Annotated in this window: 16 protein-coding genes and 1 tRNA gene; 11 read left to right on the top strand and 6 right to left on the bottom strand. The window is 69.0% G+C overall.

What is annotated here, in order from left to right; genetic code table 11:
- The first annotated feature begins 1 nt into the window (after position 1).
- The 3 genes from EBN03_RS07640 (at position 2) to EBN03_RS07650 (ending at position 4585) form a co-directional block, all read left to right on the top strand.
- Positions 2-1849, top strand: a complete 1848-nt coding sequence (locus EBN03_RS07640) for an ABC transporter ATP-binding protein (RefSeq protein ID WP_233608229.1) — start codon at positions 2-4, stop codon at positions 1847-1849.
- A 142-nt stretch (positions 1850-1991) separates the two neighbouring features.
- On the top strand, positions 1992-3926 hold the full coding sequence (locus EBN03_RS07645) for an ABC transporter ATP-binding protein (protein ID WP_122187190.1): 1935 nt from the start codon (positions 1992-1994) through the stop codon (positions 3924-3926).
- Between the two features lie 35 nt (positions 3927-3961).
- On the top strand, positions 3962-4585 hold the full coding sequence (locus EBN03_RS07650) for a putative glycolipid-binding domain-containing protein (RefSeq protein WP_267899261.1): 624 nt from the start codon (positions 3962-3964) through the stop codon (positions 4583-4585).
- Positions 4586-4619: 34 nt separating this feature from the next.
- Here EBN03_RS07650 and EBN03_RS07655 read toward each other — a convergent pair whose 3' ends face one another.
- Together EBN03_RS07655 and EBN03_RS07660 are read right to left on the bottom strand one after the other, a co-directional pair.
- Positions 4620-5015 carry a VOC family protein gene (locus EBN03_RS07655; RefSeq protein ID WP_122187192.1) on the bottom strand — a complete coding sequence of 132 codons (396 nt, stop codon included), beginning with the start codon at positions 5013-5015 and terminating at the stop codon, positions 4620-4622.
- A 24-nt stretch (positions 5016-5039) separates the two neighbouring features.
- The gene (locus tag EBN03_RS07660; protein ID WP_122187193.1) at positions 5040-5990 is read right to left on the bottom strand and encodes a prephenate dehydrogenase; all 951 of its coding nucleotides are present in this window, start codon (positions 5988-5990) and stop codon (positions 5040-5042) included.
- Between the two features lie 58 nt (positions 5991-6048).
- Between EBN03_RS07660 and EBN03_RS07665 the strand changes: the two genes are divergently transcribed.
- From EBN03_RS07665 to EBN03_RS07685, 5 genes are all read left to right on the top strand, one after another.
- Complete coding sequence (locus tag EBN03_RS07665; RefSeq protein ID WP_122187194.1) at positions 6049-6582, top strand: tRNA adenosine deaminase-associated protein; 534 nt, start codon at positions 6049-6051, stop codon at positions 6580-6582.
- Positions 6583-6752: 170 nt separating this feature from the next.
- Positions 6753-7193 (top strand): nucleoside deaminase, encoded by a 441-nt coding sequence (locus EBN03_RS07670; RefSeq protein WP_122187377.1) that lies wholly within the window; start codon positions 6753-6755, stop codon positions 7191-7193.
- A gap of 55 nt (positions 7194-7248) precedes the next feature.
- A tRNA-Ser gene (locus tag EBN03_RS07675) sits at positions 7249-7339 on the top strand.
- Positions 7340-7708: 369 nt separating this feature from the next.
- Positions 7709-8251, top strand: coding sequence for a TetR/AcrR family transcriptional regulator (locus EBN03_RS07680; RefSeq protein WP_199742656.1), 543 nt, complete (start codon positions 7709-7711; stop codon positions 8249-8251).
- Positions 8252-8306: 55 nt separating this feature from the next.
- A complete protein-coding gene (locus EBN03_RS07685; protein WP_122187196.1) occupies positions 8307-8867 on the top strand; it encodes a PadR family transcriptional regulator in 561 nt (186 codons plus the stop codon).
- Between the two features lie 22 nt (positions 8868-8889).
- On the opposite strand, the gene EBN03_RS07690 is transcribed toward EBN03_RS07685, so the two are convergent.
- A complete protein-coding gene (locus EBN03_RS07690; RefSeq protein WP_122187197.1) occupies positions 8890-10419 on the bottom strand; it encodes a hypothetical protein in 1530 nt (509 codons plus the stop codon).
- A 10-nt stretch (positions 10420-10429) separates the two neighbouring features.
- Positions 10430-11230: an alpha/beta fold hydrolase gene (locus EBN03_RS07695; protein ID WP_158675557.1), complete on the bottom strand. Its 801-nt coding sequence runs from the start codon at positions 11228-11230 to the stop codon at positions 10430-10432.
- 305 nt (positions 11231-11535) lie between these two features.
- On the opposite strand from EBN03_RS07695, the gene EBN03_RS07700 reads away from it, so the two are divergent.
- The 3 genes from EBN03_RS07700 to EBN03_RS07710 all read left to right on the top strand — a co-directional run bounded on the left by EBN03_RS07700 (position 11536) and on the right by EBN03_RS07710 (position 14695).
- Positions 11536-12387, top strand: a complete 852-nt coding sequence (locus EBN03_RS07700; RefSeq protein ID WP_122187199.1) for a 3-hydroxyacyl-CoA dehydrogenase — start codon at positions 11536-11538, stop codon at positions 12385-12387.
- 97 nt (positions 12388-12484) lie between these two features.
- Positions 12485-13996: a glycosyltransferase family 39 protein gene (locus tag EBN03_RS07705; protein WP_233608230.1), complete on the top strand. Its 1512-nt coding sequence runs from the start codon at positions 12485-12487 to the stop codon at positions 13994-13996.
- A 174-nt stretch (positions 13997-14170) separates the two neighbouring features.
- The gene (locus tag EBN03_RS07710) at positions 14171-14695 is read left to right on the top strand and encodes a hypothetical protein (protein ID WP_122187200.1); all 525 of its coding nucleotides are present in this window, start codon (positions 14171-14173) and stop codon (positions 14693-14695) included.
- 66 nt (positions 14696-14761) lie between these two features.
- Here the strand turns inward: EBN03_RS07710 and EBN03_RS07715 are convergent, their stop codons facing one another.
- Positions 14762-17077: an MMPL family transporter gene (locus EBN03_RS07715; RefSeq protein WP_122187201.1), complete on the bottom strand. Its 2316-nt coding sequence runs from the start codon at positions 17075-17077 to the stop codon at positions 14762-14764.
- A 201-nt stretch (positions 17078-17278) separates the two neighbouring features.
- Entirely contained in the window at positions 17279-19609 is a 2331-nt protein-coding gene (locus tag EBN03_RS07720) for an MMPL family transporter (RefSeq protein WP_122187202.1), read from the bottom strand.
- Positions 19610-19731: the final 122 nt, after the last annotated feature.

Here is a 19731-nt window from a genome sequence, read left to right on the forward strand (position 1 = left end):
CTTGTCCGTCGCTCTGGCCGTCGACCCGGTCACCGCCGAAACCGAATTCGTCGAAACCGTCCCGGTCCCGGGTGCGCTGCGCCGCATGGGGCCGCTGGTCCGGCCGTATCGCCACATCTTCCTGGGCGCGCTGCTGCTCTCGGGGGTCGGCATGGTGTGCGACATCCTCACTCCGGTGCTCACCGCCGCGATCGTCGACGGGCCCATCGCCCACCGTGACGCCGGCGCGCTGGCGCTGCCGGTGTCCGGTGTGGCGGTCCTCGCCGGCTGTAGTGCCGTCAGCTCGTGGTGGCGGCGGCGGATCATCGCGGCTCCGGCCGCCGAACTCGAAGTCGGCTTGCGTGCCAAGCTCTTTCGGCGGCTGCAGGTGCTGTCGGTGGGTGCGCACGACGGGCTCGAGTCGGGGCAGCTGACGTCGCGCGCGGTCACCGACCTGTCCATGCTGCGCCGGTTCTTCGCGTTCGGTGCGCCGACGCTGCTGGCACTCGGCGCCACGGTGATCCTGGGTGTGCTGGTGTTGTTCCTGTTCAGCTGGCAGATCGGCGTGGTGGAGTCGCTGGTCGCGGTGCCGCTCGTGGCGCTGGCGACGCGGTTCGAGAAGTCCTACGGTCGGGCCGCGCGCCGGGCGCAGGACAAGTCCGGTGACCTGGCGACCATCGTGGAGGAGTCGGCGCAGGGCATCCGGGTGCTCAAGGCGTTCGGTCGCGGCCCGTGGTTCGGGCGGCGGTTCGAGCGGGAAGCCGAGGCGCTGCGCGGTCTGCAACTGGAGATCACCGGGCTGGCCGCTCGGTTGTGGACGGCTTTGAATCTGTTGTCGGCCTTGGGGATCGCGGCTGCGCTCGCGGTCGGCGGCTACCTGGAGACCCGGCACCAGATGACGATCGGAACCCTGGTCGCCGGCATCACGCTGGCCACCTTCCTGCAGTGGCCGATCATGGGTTTCGGTTTCCTGCTCGCCGAGATGAACCAGGCCCGCGCCGCCGCCGAACGGTATTGGGAGATCATCGACACCCCCTTGGACATCGAGGATCCCGAGCGCCCGGTGCCGCCGCCGGCGCCGTTGCGTGGTGAATTGCGTTTCGAGAACGTCTCTTTCTGCTTTCCGGACGCCGATTACGAACTGCTGAAAGATGTCTCGCTGGCCCTGCGGCCCGGTGAGATCGTCGCGGTGGTGGGCGCGACCGGGAGCGGCAAGTCGGCGCTGCTGGCCCTGGTGCCGCGGCTGTACGACGTGACCGGGGGTGCGGTGACGGTGGCCGGGGTCGACGTGCGGTCCCTGCGCACGGCCGAACTGCGTGGTCTGGTCTCGGTGGCTTTCGAAGAGCCCGTGCTGTTCTCGGCCAGCGTGCGGGAGAACATCACGCTCGGCTTTCCCGACGCCGATGCCGATCGGGTGCGCACGGCCCTCGAAGTCGCGCAGGCCGCGGACTTCGTCGCCGACCTGCCGTGGGGCCTGAACACCCGCATCGGTGAACAGGGTTTGAGCCTGTCCGGCGGGCAGAGGCAGCGCCTGGCACTGGCCCGGGCGGTCCTGGACCGGTCGAAGCACACCGACGGGCACATCGTGGTGCTCGACGATCCACTCTCGGCCTTGGACGTCACCACCGAGGAACAGGTGCAGAGACGCCTGCGCACCGCGCTCGACGGTGCCACGGTGCTGCTGGTCGCTCATCGCCCGTCCACGGCGGCCTGGGCGGACCGGGTGGCGGTGCTGGACGAGGGCCGGATCATCGCCGACGGTCCGCACGAGCAGCTGCTGCAGACCTGCCCGCGGTACCGGGAACTGATGGGCGGGACCGACGAGGACAGCGCCGCAACCGCATTGACCGAAGTAGTGAGCCGCACGTGAATCCCTTGGCGGCGACGCAGTTCCGGTCCCGCGGAAGAAGCGATGCGCTCGACGAGACCTTGCGGGCGATCCCGAATCGACCGAAGCGGCACGGGTATGTACCTGTGTCGCGCACACGAATTCCGATGGGAGGTGCGACAGAATGACCGAATCGATTGAGACTGAACGGATATCGCTCGACGATCGGATCCGCGAATCGGATGCCGGCCGGTCGGGCACGGCCGCGGCAACCGCGACCGAACCCGACCCCGCGCTGTCCTGGCGCGGTGTCGCCGCCGAGGAAACCGACAGTGTCGTAGCGAATCTCGCGCTCGCCGCGCGGTCGCGGCGGTTGCTGTGGTCACTGGTCCGGCCGTACCGCTGGTGGGCGCTGGCCGCGCTGGCGCTGGTGGCGGTCGACAACGCGGTGCTGGTCGGGGCACCGCTGCTGGTGGCCTTCGGGATCGACACCGGGGTGCCGCGGGCGACGGCGGGGGACGCATCCGCGCTGATCCTGGCGGTGGCGGGACTGACCGGGGCCGCGATCGTCGGTGCCGCAACGACTTACGCGTTCGTGCAGGTGTCGGGACGGCTGAGCCAGAACGTGCTGTTCGATCTGCGGATGCGGGTGTTCACCCACGTGCAGCGGCTGAGCCTGCAATTCCACGAGTCCTACACCTCGGGCAAGATCGTCGCCCGGCTCACCAGCGACCTGGAGTCGCTGGAGGATCTGCTGGAACGCGCGCTCAACGATGCGCTGAGCGCGGTGCTGTCGGTGGCCACGATCGCGGTGATCCTGGTGTGGCTCGATATTCCGCTGGCCCTGGTGGTTCTGGCCGGCTTCGTGCCGCTGGTCTACGTCACCCGCTGGGCGCAGCGTCGTCAGCGCGCCGGATACCGGCGGACCCGGACCGCGATCGCCAAGGTGGTGGTGCATTTCGTCGAGACCATGGGCGGAATCCGTGCGGTGCAGGCGTTTCGGCGCGAGCACCGCAATCAGGACATCCTCGCGGGCGAGGACACCGAGTACGGAGACGCCAATGCCGCCGCGATGCGCGGTATGGCCGCCTATATCGGCCTGATCCGGGCGATCAGCGGTGCCACCACGGTGGTGATCCTGCTGTTCGGTGGCTGGCGGGCCATCCACGGCGACACCGCGATCGGTGTGCTGGCCGCGTTCCTGCTCTATCTGCGCCAGTTCTACGGCCCGATGGACGAATTGGCGCAGGTGTTCAACTCGTACCAGTCGGCCGCGGCCGCGCTGGAACGGATCTCCGGCGTACTCGAAGAACAGCCGAGCGTGCCGGAACCGGTGCGGGCCGTCGACATCGGTCGCGCCGCCGGCGAAATCCGGTTCGAGCAGGTGATATTCGCCTACCCGAGCCGGTCTTCGAGCGCGGACGCGCACACCCCGCAGGTACTGCCCGAGTTCACTCTGACCGTCCCGGCCGGGCAGACCGTCGCACTGGTCGGGGCGACCGGGGCCGGGAAGTCCACGCTGGCCAAGCTGGCCGCCCGGTTCTACGACCCGGTCGCCGGGTCGGTCCGGCTGGACGGCGTCGATCTGCGGGACCTGACCGACGCGCAGCTGCGCGCCGATGTGGCGATGGTGACCCAGGAGTCGTACCTGTTCTCCGGTTCGGTGGCCGACAACATCCGGCTCGGCAAGCCGGACGCCACCGACGAGGAGGTGCACGCGGCGGCCCGCGCGGTCGGGTTGTACGACTTCGCCGCGGCGCTCCCGGAGGGTTTCGACACCGACGTGCGTAAACGTGGCGGCCGGCTGTCGGCCGGGCAGCGGCAGCTGGTGGCGTTCGCCCGGGTCTTCCTCGCGGATCCGGCGGTGATCGTGCTCGACGAGGCCACCTCGAGCCTCGACATTCCCGGCGAGCGGCAGGTGCAGCGCGCACTGGAGACGGTGCTGCGCGACCGCACCGCGGTGATCATCGCGCATCGGCTGTCCACCGTCGCGATCGCCGACCGGGTGCTGGTGCTCGAGGGCGGCCGCGTCGTGGAGGACGGCGATCCGCGGGACCTGATCACCGGTGGCGGCCGGTACGCGACCCTGCACGCCGCATGGTTGGACTCGCTGGTGTGACCGGCGCCGAGCCCGGATCCGGCTACCGTAGTGGGGTGAGCAATCCAGCCCAGGGCGAGTCGGCCGGCGAGGGCGGCCAGCGCGGTGTGTCGACGCCGCGCTGGCCGGCCATCCTCACCTGGCGGTCGCACGACGCCACCCGGATGGAGTCGGTGCGAGTCATCGTCACCGGCAACCGGATCCGCGCCTCGGGCCGGATCATCGCCGGCGCGAGCGCGGAACACCCCGCGTTCAGCGCCTCCTACGATCTGGTCACCGACGAGAGCGGCCTGACCCGGCGGCTGTCGCTGCGCAGCACCCTGGCCGGCGGCGAACGGCACGCCTCGCTGTCGCGCGACGAGGAGAACTACTGGCTGGTGGACGCCGCCGGCAGTCACGTCCGCGCGACCTTCGGCGGCGCGGTCGACGCCGACGTGGTGCTGAGTCCGCTGTTCAACACGCTCCCCATCCGCCGTTACGGTATGGCCCACGCCACTGAGGACGTGACCGTCCCGGTGGTCTACGTGAGCCTGCCGGAACTACAGGTCCAGGAGGCGCACGTCACCTATTCGAGCGGTCCCGACGGCATCCATGTGCTGTCGCCGGTGTCGAGTGCGACCGTTACGGTCGACGACAACGGATTCGTGCTGGACTACCCGGGTCTCGCCGAGCGGATCTAGTCGAGCCGGCCCGACTTCGCGAGCGCCGGATCGTCTACCAGCTGCAGAACTCGACCACGGTTCCTTCCGGGGCACGCAGGTGCGCGACCCGCGTTCCCCAACCCGGCTGGTCGGCCGGCGTGGTCAGGCTGTCCGCGCCCGCGGCGACCGCCGCAGCGTGCGCGGCATCCACGTCGTCGACCCGGATCACCAGCACCGACCCGAATCCTGCTGTGGCGTAACCATTGTCACCGGCTACCCCCAGTGCGGCGGCCATTGCCCCGCGCTCGAACAGCGCGATATCGGTGCTCCCGTCGCCGAGCTTGAAACACCCGTACGGCCCGGCGGGGTCGTGCCCCTCCTGCGGAGGGAGACCGAGTACGTCACGGTAGAAGCGGAAACTGGCGGGGAAGTCGTCGGTGAGAACGCGCAGCTGGCTGAAATTCGGCACACCGTGAGGCTATGCCCTGCCCAGCTACGGGAGTTTGCGCAGGACCGCGCCGGTCTGGCCGGCCGCGCGCAGGCGTTCCAGCCAGTCCGGATCGCCGGGCACGATGTCGGTGATCTCCGGGCGTTCCAGGGTCTCGTAGCGGTCGCGCATGCGGTGGCCGGTATCGATCAGCGGGCCGAGGGTGCCGTCGGCAGCGAGATGGTCGCGGGCGTCGGCGAGCAGGCGCAGCGTGTCGTCGAGGGCGTCGAGCAGGGCGGCGGCGTTGGGTTCGCAGATCGCGCGGACCAGGTCCGGTGCGGTGGCGGCAACCCGGGTGCCGTCGCGGAACGATCCCGCGGCCAGACCCAGCGCGAGGTCGCCGCCCGCCGCGCCGGCGACGGCCAGCGCCTCGGCCAGCACATGCGGCAGATGCGAGATGCGCGCGACCGCGGCGTCGTGTTCGGCCGCTACGACCGGGGCCAGCACCGATCCGCAGTCCAGGGCGAGTTCGGCCACCCGCGTCCAGGTTTGCGGGCGGGTGCCGGGGTCGACGCCGATCGCCCACACCGCGTGCCGGAACAGATCGCCGGTGGCCGCGGACCAGCCGGATTCGGACGTGCCGGCCATCGGGTGGCCGCCGACGAAGCGGGCGGCGAGCCCGTGGGCCCGGACCGCGTCCAGCACCGGGCCCTTGACACTGATCACGTCGGTGAGGTCGCACTCGGGGGCGTACTTCTGCACGGCAGTCAGGATCGGATGCAGCGCGGGCAGCGGCACCCCGATCACGACCAGGGCGCGGCGGTCGGCGGCGCGGCCGAGGGCCGCCGCGATGTCGTCGGTCACATCGAAACCGTCGGCGCGTGCCGCGTGCGCGCCGGCGGGTGACCGGTTGTAGCCCCACACGTCGTATCCCGCCGAGGTTGCGGCCCGGATCACCGACCCGCCGATCAGGCCGGTACCCAGCACGCAGACACCGTTGCCTCGCTCACCCGTCATCGGACCAGATTCGCATACGACTTCATCAATGGGCGCTCGGCGGACTACCGTTGCGACCATGGCAGCAGAGCGCACGGACGGTGCGGCGTCGCGGGAGTACGAGGACGTCGATGGGTTCGCGGTCGCGGTTGTCCGCGAAGAGAACAAGTGGCGGGTCAGTCCGCTGAGCGCCGCCGCCCTGACCAGCCTTTCTGCCGCCGAGGACGAGCTGCGGGCGCTGCGCAGCACCGGTGCCGCCTTCGGCCTGCTCGACATCGACGACGAATTCTTCATCGTGCTGCGGCCCGGCCCGACCGGTAGCCGGCTGCTGCTGTCGGACGCGACCGCCGCCGTCGTGTACGACATCGCGGCCGACGTTCTCGAGGTGCTGAACATCGAGATCCCCGACATCGACCCGGACGAGCTCGACGACATCGAGCCCTGGGAGGAAGGCGACCTCGGTGTCCTGGCCGACCTCGGGCTGCCCGAGCCGGTGCTCGGTGTCATCGTCGCCGACGCCGACCTGTATCCGGACGAGCAGCTGACCATGATCGCGCAGCGGCTCGGTTTCGCCGACGAACTCTCGGCGGCGCTGGACAAGCTGCCCAAGTGAGCACCGCGCCTGATCCGGAGTTGCCGGGTCGGGACAGCCGCCCGGCCGGGCACGAGCCCGCCGCGTCGCCGAACTCGGCCGCTGTCGCGCGAAGTGCCGACACCGCACCCCCGCCGTCGAGCGGCCGGACCGCGGTTCCGGGCTGGGGCACTGCGCGCGGCGACGAGGAACTGATCCGGGTGGCGCTCGCCGCCGCGGCCGCCGCCGACCCGCGCGACGTGCCGGTCGGCGCCGTCGTCTTCGATTCCAGCGGCCGGGAACTGGCCCGCGCCGCCAACGCCCGTGAGGCGACCGGTGACCCGACCGCCCACGCCGAGGTGCTCGCCCTGCGCGCCGCCGCCCGCGTCCACGGCGACGGCTGGCGGTTGGAAGGCGCGACCCTCGCCGTCACCCTGGAGCCGTGCACGATGTGCGCGGGCGCCGCGGTCCTGGCCCGCGTCGGCCGCGTCGTCTTCGGCGCCTGGGAGCCCAAGACCGGCGCCGTCGGCTCCCTCTGGGACGTGGTTCGCGACCGCCGCCTCAACCACCGCCCCCAGGTCCGCGGCGGCGTCCTGGAATCCGAGTGCGCTGCCGCCCTCGACACCTTCTTCCGCACCCAGCGCCCCTCCTGACCGGCCCGAACAGCCGATTTCGGAATCCGGGCACCGATCCGGTAAAGTCACCTGCGGTGGCGTGTCCGAGCGGCCTAAGGAGCACGCCTCGAAAGCGTGTGTGGGGTATCCCCCCACCGAGGGTTCAAATCCCTCCGCCACCGCCAAGCAAGCCCCGCACCTGTTCCGGCAGGTGCGGGGCTTTGCTTTTCGAGTCCGCACTGTGGCGTACGTTTTCGATCGGTGCGCAGTCGGCGTTCTGTCCGGGAGCCTGGGTGTGGGTTGATTGCCCGGCGCGCTGGGACGTCCGTGCGGGCATAGAATTCAGTGCGTGGTGCAGTGGTGTTCGCGCCGTGTGGTGTGCCTGGTGTCGTGGGCAGTCCGGGGAAGGGGTGCGAGTGGCCAGGATCGCTTCTGCGACAGGTCGTTACGGTGGGCGGAGTGCGTCCGAGCGGCATGCTGAGCGGCGGTCTCGGTTGCGGGAGGCCGGGCTGGATCTGTTCGGGGCCGGGCCCGGGTATCGGAACAGCCGGCTGGTGGATGTGTGCAAGCAGGCGGGACTGTCTACGCGGCAGTTCTACGAGGAGTACGACACACTCGAGGATCTGCTGGCCGATCTGCACCTCTATGTCAACGATCTGGTCGAGCAGCATGTGGTCGAGGTCGTGCCGCAGGTGGACGACCGGCCGCCGCTGGAACGGGCGATGGGACTGTTCCGTACCTATATCGACGCGGTCACCCGGGATCCGCGGCACACCCGGATCAGCTTCGTCGAAATCGTCGGTGTCAGTCCACGATTGGATCAGCAGCGGCTGGAACGCCGGGCGCGGTGGATCACCCTGATCGGGGACCTGTTGGCGGACGGCGCCGCTCGCGGCGACATCGAGCCGCGCGACTTCCGGCTCACCGCCGCGGCGCTCGTGGGGTCGATCAACGGGCTGATGCACGACTGGGCGGTCGGCTGGGTCGACGCCACGATCGACGAGGTCACCGCCGAATTGTTGCGAATGCTGTTGGGCGGCTTGCAGATCAGCCCCGACGACGCGACCTTCGGGCTCGGACCGCAGAGCTCGGCGTAGCTGTCGCCGGCCGGGCGCCGCATAGAATATCTGCGCACGCACATATGCTGGGGGGATGCTCGACACCGTGATCCTCGGCCTGCTGGCGCTGCGCCCACTGTCCGGCTACGACCTGGGCAAGTGGATGGACGGGCCGGGCCGATTCATCGGGTACCGGGTGACCCTGCCGCAGGTGTACCGGACGCTGGCGAAACTCTGCGAGCGGGAACTGGTCGAATTCCAAGTCGATCCCCGCGAGGGCAAGCCCGATGCCAAGGTCTACACCCTCACCGCATCGGGCCGGCGCACGCTGCTGGAGTGGGCGCGCACTCCCTACGAACCCGCGCCCCGCCCGATGGACCCCGATTTCATGGTGCGGTTCCTGTTGGGCGGGATGCTCGGCCGCGATATCGCCATCGAAACCCTGCGGATCGAGCTCGACTATCGCCGCAACCAGGTACGCACGCCGACCAGGATCGGTGAGCTGGTCGACGCGCTCGCGCCCGTCGACGAGATCGATCCACGGTGGGCCGCACGGGTATTGCAGGCCGGGCACGAGCAGGGCCGGGCCTCGACGGCCGCCTATATCGGCTGGCTCGAAGTCACGCTCGCGGACTTCGAGAACCAGGCCGACTGAACGAGCGGTGCGCCGCGGCCGGTCAGGGCGTTCCCAGCACCGTCTCCGAATACGGCGGTAGGTCGATGGTGCCGGAAACTGTTGTCCGCGTTTCGGTTACCGTGTCGCCTACCACGAAGGCGGGCGTAACGGTGGGTGCCGCGGTGTAGACGGTGGCCGAGCCGGCCAGATGCGATGGCAGGTCGACGCGCAGCGAGCGATCCGAGGTGTTGACCAGGATTGCGCCGGTGCCGTCCGCGGTAGACAGCTCGACGCCCGTGAAGGCGTCGACGAGACCGGCTTCGGCGGGGACGATCAGCGCCGCGGGGATACGCGGAGCGGGATCCAGCCGCAGCGGGCGGACGCGGCAGCCGTCGGAGACGGCATGGTAGACAGGGGTCAGCGCCCAGTTCAGTGCGGTGCGCCCGAAGAGTTCCGAGCCGCCGGAGCCGTCCGAGATCAGCGCGTGCAGAGCCTGATTGGTGGTTCCGCCACCGCCGGTGTCGTCGGCGGGCACGCCGTTGAGCGCGCAGTGCAGCACCGCCAGGCGCAGCCGAGGTTCGGCCAGCGCGCGCAGGGTGAACGCCGCGACGCTCAGGCCGACAGCCCAGGTCTGCGGCGGCGCGGGCAGGCGGTCCAGCGGAGCGGTCGCCTCCTTGCCCATCTGGTTGTATTCGGTGATCCAGACATCCAGTTCCGCAGGCACATCCGCGATCGAGTGTTGTGCCAGGTCGTTCCAGGCGGCAACGCCGCCGGCGGCGGTCGAGGACAGGTCGGCGGCGATCGGGTCGACTATCCAATAGGGGTGGAAGACAACGGCATCGGCGTCGCGCACGGTCGCGTACAGTCCCGCGTTCCAGTCGGCGTAGCGCGGGCCGAGCAGCGACATCGACGGCCCCGCGACGGCCGCCGCGACCGCGATGCGCGCCTGGGGAAACTCCTGCCGGATTGCCGCGATCCAGTCGTTCACGGCCCGGCCGTAGTCCGCGCCGGTCGGGAAGGCGGAGCTATAGGGCGACATGGGCACCCAGAGTTCGTTGCCCAGCTCCACGTATCGCACCGGCATGCCCAGCCGCTGCGCCGCACGCAGCATATCGAGCTGGTCGTCGACGGTGGAATTCAGCACGTTCAGGTCGAAAATCGGTGTCGCCCCGGTCTTTCGGGCTAGTTCCGCCCAGTCGCCGAGCAGGATCGGCGGCCGGCCGTCGTTGCGGCCCGCGAAGCCGCCACCGTCGCCCTCTGTGAAAAGGCCGGTCCGCCAGTCCAGCCACTGCGAGGTTGTACCGCCCTGGACCCGCAGTAGCCCGGGACCGACGGCGGCGAGGGCATCGGCGAACGCGGGATCGTGCCATTGCCGCGCATTTTCGGCAGAAATGATCCGAGCACCGTTGACGCCGAGACCGTCTCGGTCGACTGGCTTCTCGGGACCTACGGTGGTCAGTCGATGCGTCGTCAGGGGTGTGGCGGACGCGGGCAAAGGGCGGGAGCCGGCGAACAGGGCCGCACCGCCCAGCGCACCGAGCCCGAAAGCGCGGCGGGACAGTGACGGGACGTCGAAGATGTTGTCGGTCATGGTCTCCGGGCTATCTCTGGTCGTCGTTCGCGACACAGCGGACGGTGTGGTGCCGGACGGGGTCCAGGGCATTCAGGGTCAGATCGATGGTGCGGGGGTCGGCGGATTCGGCGAGATGGCCGGCGAGATCCTCCGGGCAGCCGTCCTGGATCAGGATGTCGGTGGTGTTCGGGGCGTCGATGAAGGAACTGGTGTACGGGGTCACGATCCGGTCCGTGCGCGTACCGATCAGCGTGTACCGCACGCCCGGTGCGGTCATGCCATCGGCGTCGAGTTCGGTGAGGAACTCCGAGCCGGCGAGCATGTCGTGGGCGGCGGCAGGCAGGCCGGGCACCAGTAGTGCGACCGGGTTCAGGTTCGTGCTGCCGGCGAATTCGGTTACGCCCTGGTGCGGACCGCTGACAGTGACCAGATTGCGGATCGGATTCGATTGCTGCCCGGCGAATTTCAGGCTGACCGCCCGGGCGATCAGTCCGCCCTGTGACTTCCCGACCACATCGATGACATCCACGCCGTTCACCGCGCGGATGTGTTCGACCACCGCCGCGAAGTAGTCCACCGATTCCGACAGCGGGCGGGTCGAATCGAAGTCCGGGCCGTACACGCACCGCCCGTCGTCGGCCAGTGCCTGCCGGGTGGGTCCCAGACTCCGCTCGACGTCGGCATTGGTGCCGTGGATCAGCAGCACCGGCACCCCGACGGTGCCGGCCGGGCATGCGGCGAGCGTGTCGGGCGGCGTCGCATCGTCGGGGGTCGCCGCGGCGAGCGCCGGGGACGATGCCGCCGCGACGACGACCAGGGTGGCGCTCATGCGCTGCCACGCTCGCATATGACCTCCGGATATATGTGATATCAGCCATGCATCTCGGCATGTGCTCCGCGAATCCAGGTGGATCCGGCCTTTCAATATGTGCAAATGCATGTATAGCAGTGTCGGGCGGCCGGTGCCACCCACCTACCTGTCGACATCACGCTCGGGGACATCAGGGGGCTCGAAGTCGACACTCGGCGCGCGGCCGAAGCCGCCTCCGGCCATGACTTGCGGATGCGGGGAGACCGGATCGCCGTCCATACTGGGGACTCGAATCGCTGACCCGGCCGACACCGAGGAGACGAGTGACCATCCAGAAGGTAACGGTGCTCGGCACCGGAGTACTCGGATCGCAGATCGCGTTCCACACCGCGTTCAGCGGATTCGATGTCACCGCTTACGATCTCGACGAGGACGCGCTGAAGGCCGCGGCGGATCGGTTCGCGGGTCTCACGAAGGCCTACTGCGCCGAGGTGCCCGAGGCCGCGGATGGGAAGGCCGAAAAGGCCGCTGCCGCAATCGCACTCAGCTGTGATCTGGAAGAGGCGGTTCGTGCGGCCGATCTGGTGATCGAGGCGGTGCCGGAGGTGCTGGCCGTCAAGCAGGACGTGTATCGGCGGATCGGCGAATTCGCGCCCGCTCACACGATTTTCGCCACCAACTCCTCGACCCTGCTGCCGAGCGCGATCGCCGACTCCACCGGCCGCCCGGACCGGTTCCTGGCGCTGCATTTCGCGAACCGGATCTGGCGGCACAACATTCTGGAGGTCATGGGTACACCCGCGACCGATCCGCAGGTGTATCGCACCGCGGTCGAGTTCGCGGTCCGGATCGGGATGGTGCCGATCGAGCTGCACAAGGAGAAGTCCGGGTATGTGTTGAACTCGCTGCTGGTGCCGCTGCTCAATGCCGCGATGGTGCTGGCGGAGGGTGGCTTCGCCGACCCGGAGACCGTGGACAACACGTGGCGGATCGGCACCGGGGCACCGGTGGGCCCGTTCCAGATCCTCGACACGATCGGCTTGGCCACGCCGTACAACATCCTCAGCCACGGTGGTCCGGCGGAGCAGCGGCTCGCGGCCTGGATCAAGGAGAACTACCTCGACCAGGGCAAACTCGGGCTCGCCAGCGGTGAGGGCTTCTACCGGTACACGTAGCCGCGTCCCGCTCGCCGCGCGACGTACCCGAAGCCTGTGCAGCTGTAACTGGTTGCGGCATGCTGGATCTCGTTCCGATGTCGTGTCGAGGAGCTGGGTGAGCGTGGTGGAGAGCAGCGAGCCGGACACCGCGGACCGAGTCCCGGCGGCAGCGTCGATCCGCACACCGGTCGCCTGGTGGCCGGTGCTCACGGTCGCGGCGGTCGCCGCCGGGATCCACCTGGCGGTGGCGACCCGATACGGGTGGCATCGCGACGAGTTCTACTACGTGATCTGCGGCCGGCATCCCGACTGGGGTTATGTCGATCAGCCGCCGCTGGCGCCGCTGCTCGCCCGGCTGCTTGCGGCCATGCCCGGCGGGCTGTTTCCGCTGCGCGCGGCGGCCGTCGCGGCCCAGCTCGGTTGTGTACTGCTGACCGCGGCACTGGCCGCGGAGTTCGGGGGCCGGCGGCGGGCGCAGCTGATCGCGGCCGGATCTGTCGCGGCCGCACCGGGTTTCGTCGCCTCGTCGCTGCTGTTCGGTACCACGGTGCTGGACCAGCTGGTGTGGGCGGTGGTGCTGGTGCTGGTCGTGCGGGCACTGCGGCTGGGTACGGTCCGGGCGTGGTTGCCGGCCGGGGTGGCCGCCGGGATCGGTCTGGAGATCAAGGACACCGTCGCGGTCCTGATCCTGGGCATCGCGGTCGGGCTGATGCTGTTCCGGCGCAGCGCCTTACGCACACCCGGACCGTGGCTCGCCGCCGGTGTCACCGTGCTGTTCGCGGTCCCGAACCTGGTGTGGGACGCCCGCCACCAGTGGGCGAATCTGCGTATGGCCGAAACTCTTTCCCGCAATCAGGGCGGATTCCTCGGCGCCGCAGCACACCTGCCGATCCTGCTGTTCCTGCTGGCCGGACCGCCCTTGGTGGCGTTGTGGATCGCGGGCGTGCGGCGCCTGGGCGCGACGACCGGACACCGCTGGGTACTCGCGACGGTCGTCACCGCTGTCGCCCTGTGCACCGCCGGGGGTGGCAAGTCCTACTACGCGCTGCCGGTGTTGTTCGCCCTGTTCGCATCCGGTGCGGTGGCGGTCGAACAGGCGGCGACCGCACGCGGCCGCGTCGGCTGGCCGCTGGCCGTCGGCCTATCCGGGCTGGTCGCCGTCCTGATCGGCCTGCCTGTGTTGCCGCCGCACACCGCCGCGGCGCTGCGCCCGATCGACCCGCAGGTGGTGGAGACCTACGGCTGGCCGGACTTCGTCGATCAGGTCGCGGCCGCCGCGGCGCCGCTGCCCCCGGACGTCCCGATCTTCACCAGCAACTACGGCGAGGCCGGCGCGCTCACGACCTTCGGCCCGTCCCACGGCCTGCACCGCCCCGTCTACAGTGCGCACAACAACTACCTGCTGTGGGGCCCGCCGCCCGGCACACCCGATACCGTGCTCTGCGTCGGCGAATGGAAACCGCCCCTCCTGCAACGCTTCTGGTCGCAGGTGAGCGAACTCGCCCCGATCACCGCGGGTGACGGCGTGACCGACGAGGAAACCGCCGCCCACGCCGCGATCTATCTGTGCGAACGCCCGCGCGGCACCTGGGCTGAGCTCTGGCCCGGGCTGCGTCACCTCGACTGACCGAGATCCGGCTACGGCGAGTCGAATACGACCGATAAGTCTGTAGTCGGGGAGAATGGATTCCGGTGTGCTCGCACGCCTGCATGGTGTGTTCGCACGCCAGCGACACGACCGCTGTGCCGCCGCGTTTGACCGTGAGTTCGATGAACCACTGACGAACAGGAGCGAGAACAGATGGCGAAGAAGATGGATCTCGATGTCCTCGATATGAGCGCCGACGAGCAGCAGGACATGCGCCGTCGGCTCGAGAACGCCGCGGAACCGATCAGGCTGCGGCTACCACAATTGCGGTCGTGGATCCGGGACGGTTCGAACGAGGCCGTCAACGCGGCGAAGCTCAACGCCGCCACCGGGCGCGGTAAGGAATCGGTAGACATTCTGCTGCAACGGTTCCGGCGGGAATCGGAGAGCATGCTGATGATCGGCAACGGTGGCCGGTCGGCCGCCGGGCAGCGGGCCGCGACTCAGCGCGGCGAGGGCACCGGGCAGCTCTCGCCCGGCACCGGCAAACGCAAATCGAAGAAGGGCATGCTGACCAGCGCCATCCTGGCTTCCGAGCTGCCCATCGCGATAGACAAGGCCACCCCCGGCGGCCGGGTACCCGAGGGCATCTTCACCGTCGAGCTGGTGAGCACCGGCCCGCTACGGGTCCGGATCCCCGACGGTGACCAGGAGACGCTCGAGATCATCCTCGCCTGACCCGAACGAAACGATCCGGCCCCCTGCACCGGCAGGGGGCCGGATCGTTCTGTGGTGCAATCTGTTTCAGCCCACGGGCTGGGCGTGCCGCCCCGGCTGCTGGAGCTCGCGCAACCGCGCCCCCTCCACGTCGATGTCGGGAACGATGCGGCTCAACCACTTCGGTATCCACCACGCCGCCCGGCCCATCAGCGCCAGCAGCGAGGGGACGACCACCATCCGGACCAGGAAGGCGTCGAAGAACACACCCGCCGCCAGCGCGAAACCCATCGACTTCGAGGTCACGTCGGGGCTGAGCATGAAGCCGCCGAACACCGAGATCATGATGATCGCCGCCGCCGTCACGACGCGGGCGCCGTGGTGGTAGCCGCGTTCCATGGCCGGGATCGGCTCCTGCCCGTGCACGTACTCCTCGCGCATCCGGGTCACCAGGAACACCTGGTAGTCCATGGCGAGCCCGAACACCAAGCCGATCAACATGATCGGCAGGAAGCTGATGATCGGGTGCCCGCCGTCGGCGATCCCGAGCTTGTCCTGCTGGAACACCGCCACGGTGGCGCCGAAGGTGGCCGCCATCGACAGCAGGAAGCCGAGCGCGCCGGTGAGCGGCACCAGGATCGACCGGAACACCGCGATCAACAGCAGGAACGCGGCACCCGCCACGATCGCCAGATACGGCGCGATCTTGCTCAGCAGCAGCTGATCGAAGTCGACCGAGATGGCGGTCTGACCCGTGATCCCGTATTCCATACCGTATTTCGCGCGCAGGTCGTTCTCCTCGGCGCGGCCGTTACGCACCAGGTCGGTGGTCTCCTGGTTGTTCGGCCCCGACTTCGGCACGCCGGTGAACATGGCCGCCTGCCCGTCCGGGCTGGGGACGGCCGCGGTGAGATAGTCCATCCCGCTGTAGCCGGCCAGCTTCGTGCGCAATTCGTCGAGCGCTTGCGCGCGCTGGTTCTGCGGCACCTTCGACAGGTCGACCGCCACCAGCAGGGTGCCGTTGGCGCCCTCCCCGAAACCCTTGGTCTGCAGGTCGTAGGCCTTGCGCACCGAAGTGCCGGGCTGGGCGCTGTCGCCGCCGGGCACACCCAGCTGCATCTGGGTGGCCGGTAGCGCCAGCAGGGCCAGAATCACGACCGACAGGCCGAGGGTGAGCCACGGCCACTTGCCGATCACGCGCGCGATCCGCATGCCGAGCGTCACCGAATTGTCGTCCTCCGGATCGTATTTCGCGATCCCGGGCAGCTTCGGCCGGAACAGGAAGCGGCCGAACGCGCCCATCAGCGCCGGCAGCAGCCCGATCGCCACCAGCACCGCGAACAGGGCCGCGATCGCACCGCCGACACCCATGTAGGTCAGGAAGCTGACCCCGACGATGCTCAGCCCGGCCAGGGCGATGATGACGGTCAACCCGGCGAACACCACCGCCGAACCGGCGGTTCCGGTCGCGATCCCCGCCGCCTCTTCCGGCGAATCTTGAACTGTCAGTTCGTGTTTGTAACGGGACACCACGAACAGCGCGTAGTCGATGGACAGCGCCAAGCCGATCATCGAACCCAGCACCGGGGTGAAGGTCGGCATCGTGAAATGCGAGGTGCCGATCAGCACGACCGAGGCCGCCGCACCCACACCGACGATCGCGGTGAGGATCGGCACGAACGCCGCCACGATCGCCCCGAACGCGATGGCCATCACCACCAGCGCGACCGCCACACCTACGATCTCCGCGGAATTGCTGTTCTGCGCCTGCTGGGCGATCATGCCGGTCAGATCGACCTCGAGCCCGGCCGCGCGGGCCGGCTCGGCCGCGTCGTCGGCGGCCTTGCGGTCGTCGGCGGTGATGTCGGAGAACGCTTTGATCGCGAAGATCGCGTCCAGCTTGGCCACCGACTTCGGATCGTCCTTGCTCAGCACGTTCAGCGGTGCCGCGCTGCACACCGCCGCGAACTGCGGGTTGCTCGCCGGATTGCCGTTCAGGCAATCGATTCCGGCCGGCGCCCCGACCTGCTTGGTCTGCTGGATCGGGTCGATCACCGGGTGGTTCTTGTCGATGATCGGCAGCGCGCCCAGCCGCTGCACGAGCCCTTCCAGCGCGGCGGCGTTCGCCGGGTCGGTCAGCTTCTGGCCGGCCGGTGCCCCGATCACGTAGGTGCCGGTGATGGCCGCGCCGTTGAAGGCGGCCGACATGCCCGGGAAATGCCGATCCAGAATCTCGGTGGCCCGCTGCGACGGCAGGTCCGGGGCGGTGAACTTGTCCTGGAACGGCTTCGAGACGGCGGCGCCGACACCGGCGAGGACCACGAGCAGCACGATCCACGCGGGGATGACGAACCATTTGCGGCGGAACGCGAACTTCCCCCACAGGTACAGAAAGACGGACACGGAACTCTCCTCGCGGTAGCGGATTCGAGCAGCGGGCCGAGCAGGATACGGAAGATCGGTGCGAAAGCGAAAAATGCGCACCTGCGAGTCTGGTGGCTGAGCCTGTCGAGTTCAAGCACCACTGCCTGCGAGAACGCCGGAAACGACACCGCCCCCGCATCCGGAATTCGGATGCGGGGGCGGCGTTCGAGCCTCGACGGATCAGACCGTGACCGGCTGCTTCACCGTGTCGGAGTCCGGGTCGTCCTGCGGCCGCAGCGCCGTGAGCTTGGCGCCCTCGACGTCGATGTTCGGCAGGATCCGGTCCAGCCACGCCGGCAGCCACCACGCCCACTTGCCCATCAGGGCCAGCAGCGACGGGATGACGATCATGCGGACGATGAACGCGTCGAAGAACACACCGGCGGTCAACGCGAAGCCCATGGACTTCGAGGTGACGTCGGGGCTCAGGATGAAGCTGGCGAACACCGCCATCATGATGATCGCCGCCGAGGTGACGACGCGGGCACCGTGCTGGTAACCGGTGATCATCGCCTCCTTCGGCGACTTGCCGTGCACGTACTCCTCACGCATGCGGGTGACCAGGAAGACCTGGTAGTCCATGGCGAGCCCGAACACCAAGCCGATCAACATGATCGGCAGGAAGCTGATGATCGGGTGCGCCGAACCGATCAGGCCCAGCTTGTCCTGCTGGAAGATCAGCACGGTCGCGCCGAAGGTCGCGGCCATCGACAACAGGAAGCCCAGGGCCGCGGTCAGCGGCACCAGGATCGACCGGAACACCAGCATCAGCAGCACGAACGCGGCACCCGCCACGATCGCCAGGTAGGGCGCGACCTTGCTGAGCAGCAGCTCGTTGAAGTCGGCCTGCATGGCGGTCGAGCCGGTGATGCCGTACTCCATGCCGTACTTGGCCTTGAAGTCCGCTTCGGCGGCGCGGCCGTTGATCACCAGGTCGGTGGTCGCCTGGTTGTTCGGGCCCGACTTCGGGACGCCGGAGAACATCGCGCCCTCGCCGTCCTTGCTCTTGCCGGTGTTGGTCAGGTACGCCATGCCCGGGTAGCCGGCGAGCTTGTCGCGCAGCTCGTTCACGGCCTGGTCCCGCTGCTCGGGAGCCACGTTCGCCAGGTCGACCGCGACCAGCAGCTTGCCGTTGGAACCCTCGCCGAAGCCCTTCGTCTGCAGGTCGTAGGCCTTGCGTGCCGAACTTCCGGCCGGCGAGCTGTCACCGCCGGGCAGACCCAGCTGCATCCCGGTCGCGGGCAGGGCCAGCAGACCGAGGATCACCACGGCCAGGGCCAGCGTGACCGCCGGCGCCTTGGCGATACCCCGCGCGATCCGCAGACCGACGGTCTTGGAGTTCGGGTCCTCCGGGTCGTGCTTGGCCACCAGCGGCAGCTTCGGCTTGAACAGGAAGCGGCCGAAGGCGCCCATGAACGCCGGCAGCAGCGTGACCGCGACGCTGACCGCGAAGAACGCGGCGAGCGCGCCACCGATGCCCATGAAGGTGAGGAAGCTGACGCCGACGGTGCTCAGCCCGGCCAGCGCGATGATGACCGTCAGACCGGCGAACACCACCGCGGAACCGGCGGTACCGATGGCGACACCGGCCGCCTCCTCCGGCGAATCCTGCACCGTCAGTTCGTGCTTGTAGCGGGACACGATGAACAGGGCGTAGTCGATGGACAGCGCGAGGCCGATCATCGTGGCCAGCACCGGGGTGAAGGTGGGGACCGAGGTCACCGAGGTGAGTCCGGAGATCACCGCGGTCGCCGAGCCGAGCCCGAAGATGGCGGTCAGGATCGGAGTGAACGCCGCGATCAGCGCGCCGAACGCGATGGCCATGACGATCAGCGCGATCACGATGCCGATCATGGTCGAGTTGTCCTGCGGCTGGTTCTGCGCGATCACGCCGGTCAGCTCGACGTCGAGGCCGGCCTTGCGGGCGTCGTCGGCCACGGCGTTCGCGGCCTTGCGGTCGGCGTCGGTGATGTCGGAGAACTTCTCGATGTTGAACTGCGCGTTCACCACCGCGACGGTCTTGGCGTTGTCACCGCCCATCACGTTGACCGGCGCACCACTGCAGAGGCCGGCGAAGCCGGGGGTGCTGGGGTCGTTGTCGAGGCAGTCGATCGGCGGGTTCTGCTTCGAGCCGATGTCGCGAGTGGCCGCGAGCGGATCCTGCACGGACGACGGCTTGACGATGTTCAGCGCCGACAGGGTGTGCACGAATTCGGTGAGCGCGTCGGCGTTCTTGGGGTCGGTGAGCTTCTGCCCGTCCGGTGCCGCGATCACGTAGGTGCCGGTGATGGCGTCCTGGCTGAACCCGGCCGACATGCCCGGAAAGTGCTTGTCGAGAATGTCGGTGGCCTGCTGGGACGGTAGGTTCGGTGCGCTGAACTTGTCCTGGAACGGCTTGTGTACGCCGAATCCGATGCCGGCGAGCATGATGAGGATGGCGATCCAAGCCGGCAAGACGAGCCATTTTCGGCGGAAGGCGAACTTGCCCCACCGGTAGAGGTAGACGGACATGAGGAGTTGCTCCTGCGGTTAGCTGTGCGGAGGTACCGGAGTGCGGCAGCGGGACGCTCCTGCGGCCACTTTCCCGTGTGCCGCCTCCATGTCCGTCCCGCCTACCGTGCGGTAGGTAGACT

Origin of the sequence: Nocardia stercoris (assembly GCF_003696265.1) — a bacterium.
Classification (GTDB): Bacteria; Actinomycetota; Actinomycetes; order Mycobacteriales; family Mycobacteriaceae; genus Nocardia; species Nocardia stercoris.

Coding starts and splice junctions, on each gene's coding strand:
- EBN03_RS07645 (WP_122187190.1), top strand. CDS start 1,992: ATGACCGAATCGATTGAGACTGAACGGATATCGCTCGACGATCGGATC.
- EBN03_RS07660 (WP_122187193.1), bottom strand. CDS start 5,990: ATGACGGGTGAGCGAGGCAACGGTGTCTGCGTGCTGGGTACCGGCCTG.
- EBN03_RS07665 (WP_122187194.1), top strand. CDS start 6,049: ATGGCAGCAGAGCGCACGGACGGTGCGGCGTCGCGGGAGTACGAGGAC.
- EBN03_RS07685 (WP_122187196.1), top strand. CDS start 8,307: ATGCTCGACACCGTGATCCTCGGCCTGCTGGCGCTGCGCCCACTGTCC.
- EBN03_RS07690 (WP_122187197.1), bottom strand. CDS start 10,419: ATGACCGACAACATCTTCGACGTCCCGTCACTGTCCCGCCGCGCTTTC.
- EBN03_RS07695 (WP_158675557.1), bottom strand. CDS start 11,230: ATGAGCGCCACCCTGGTCGTCGTCGCGGCGGCATCGTCCCCGGCGCTC.
- EBN03_RS07710 (WP_122187200.1), top strand. CDS start 14,171: ATGGCGAAGAAGATGGATCTCGATGTCCTCGATATGAGCGCCGACGAG.
- EBN03_RS07720 (WP_122187202.1), bottom strand. CDS start 19,609: ATGTCCGTCTACCTCTACCGGTGGGGCAAGTTCGCCTTCCGCCGAAAA.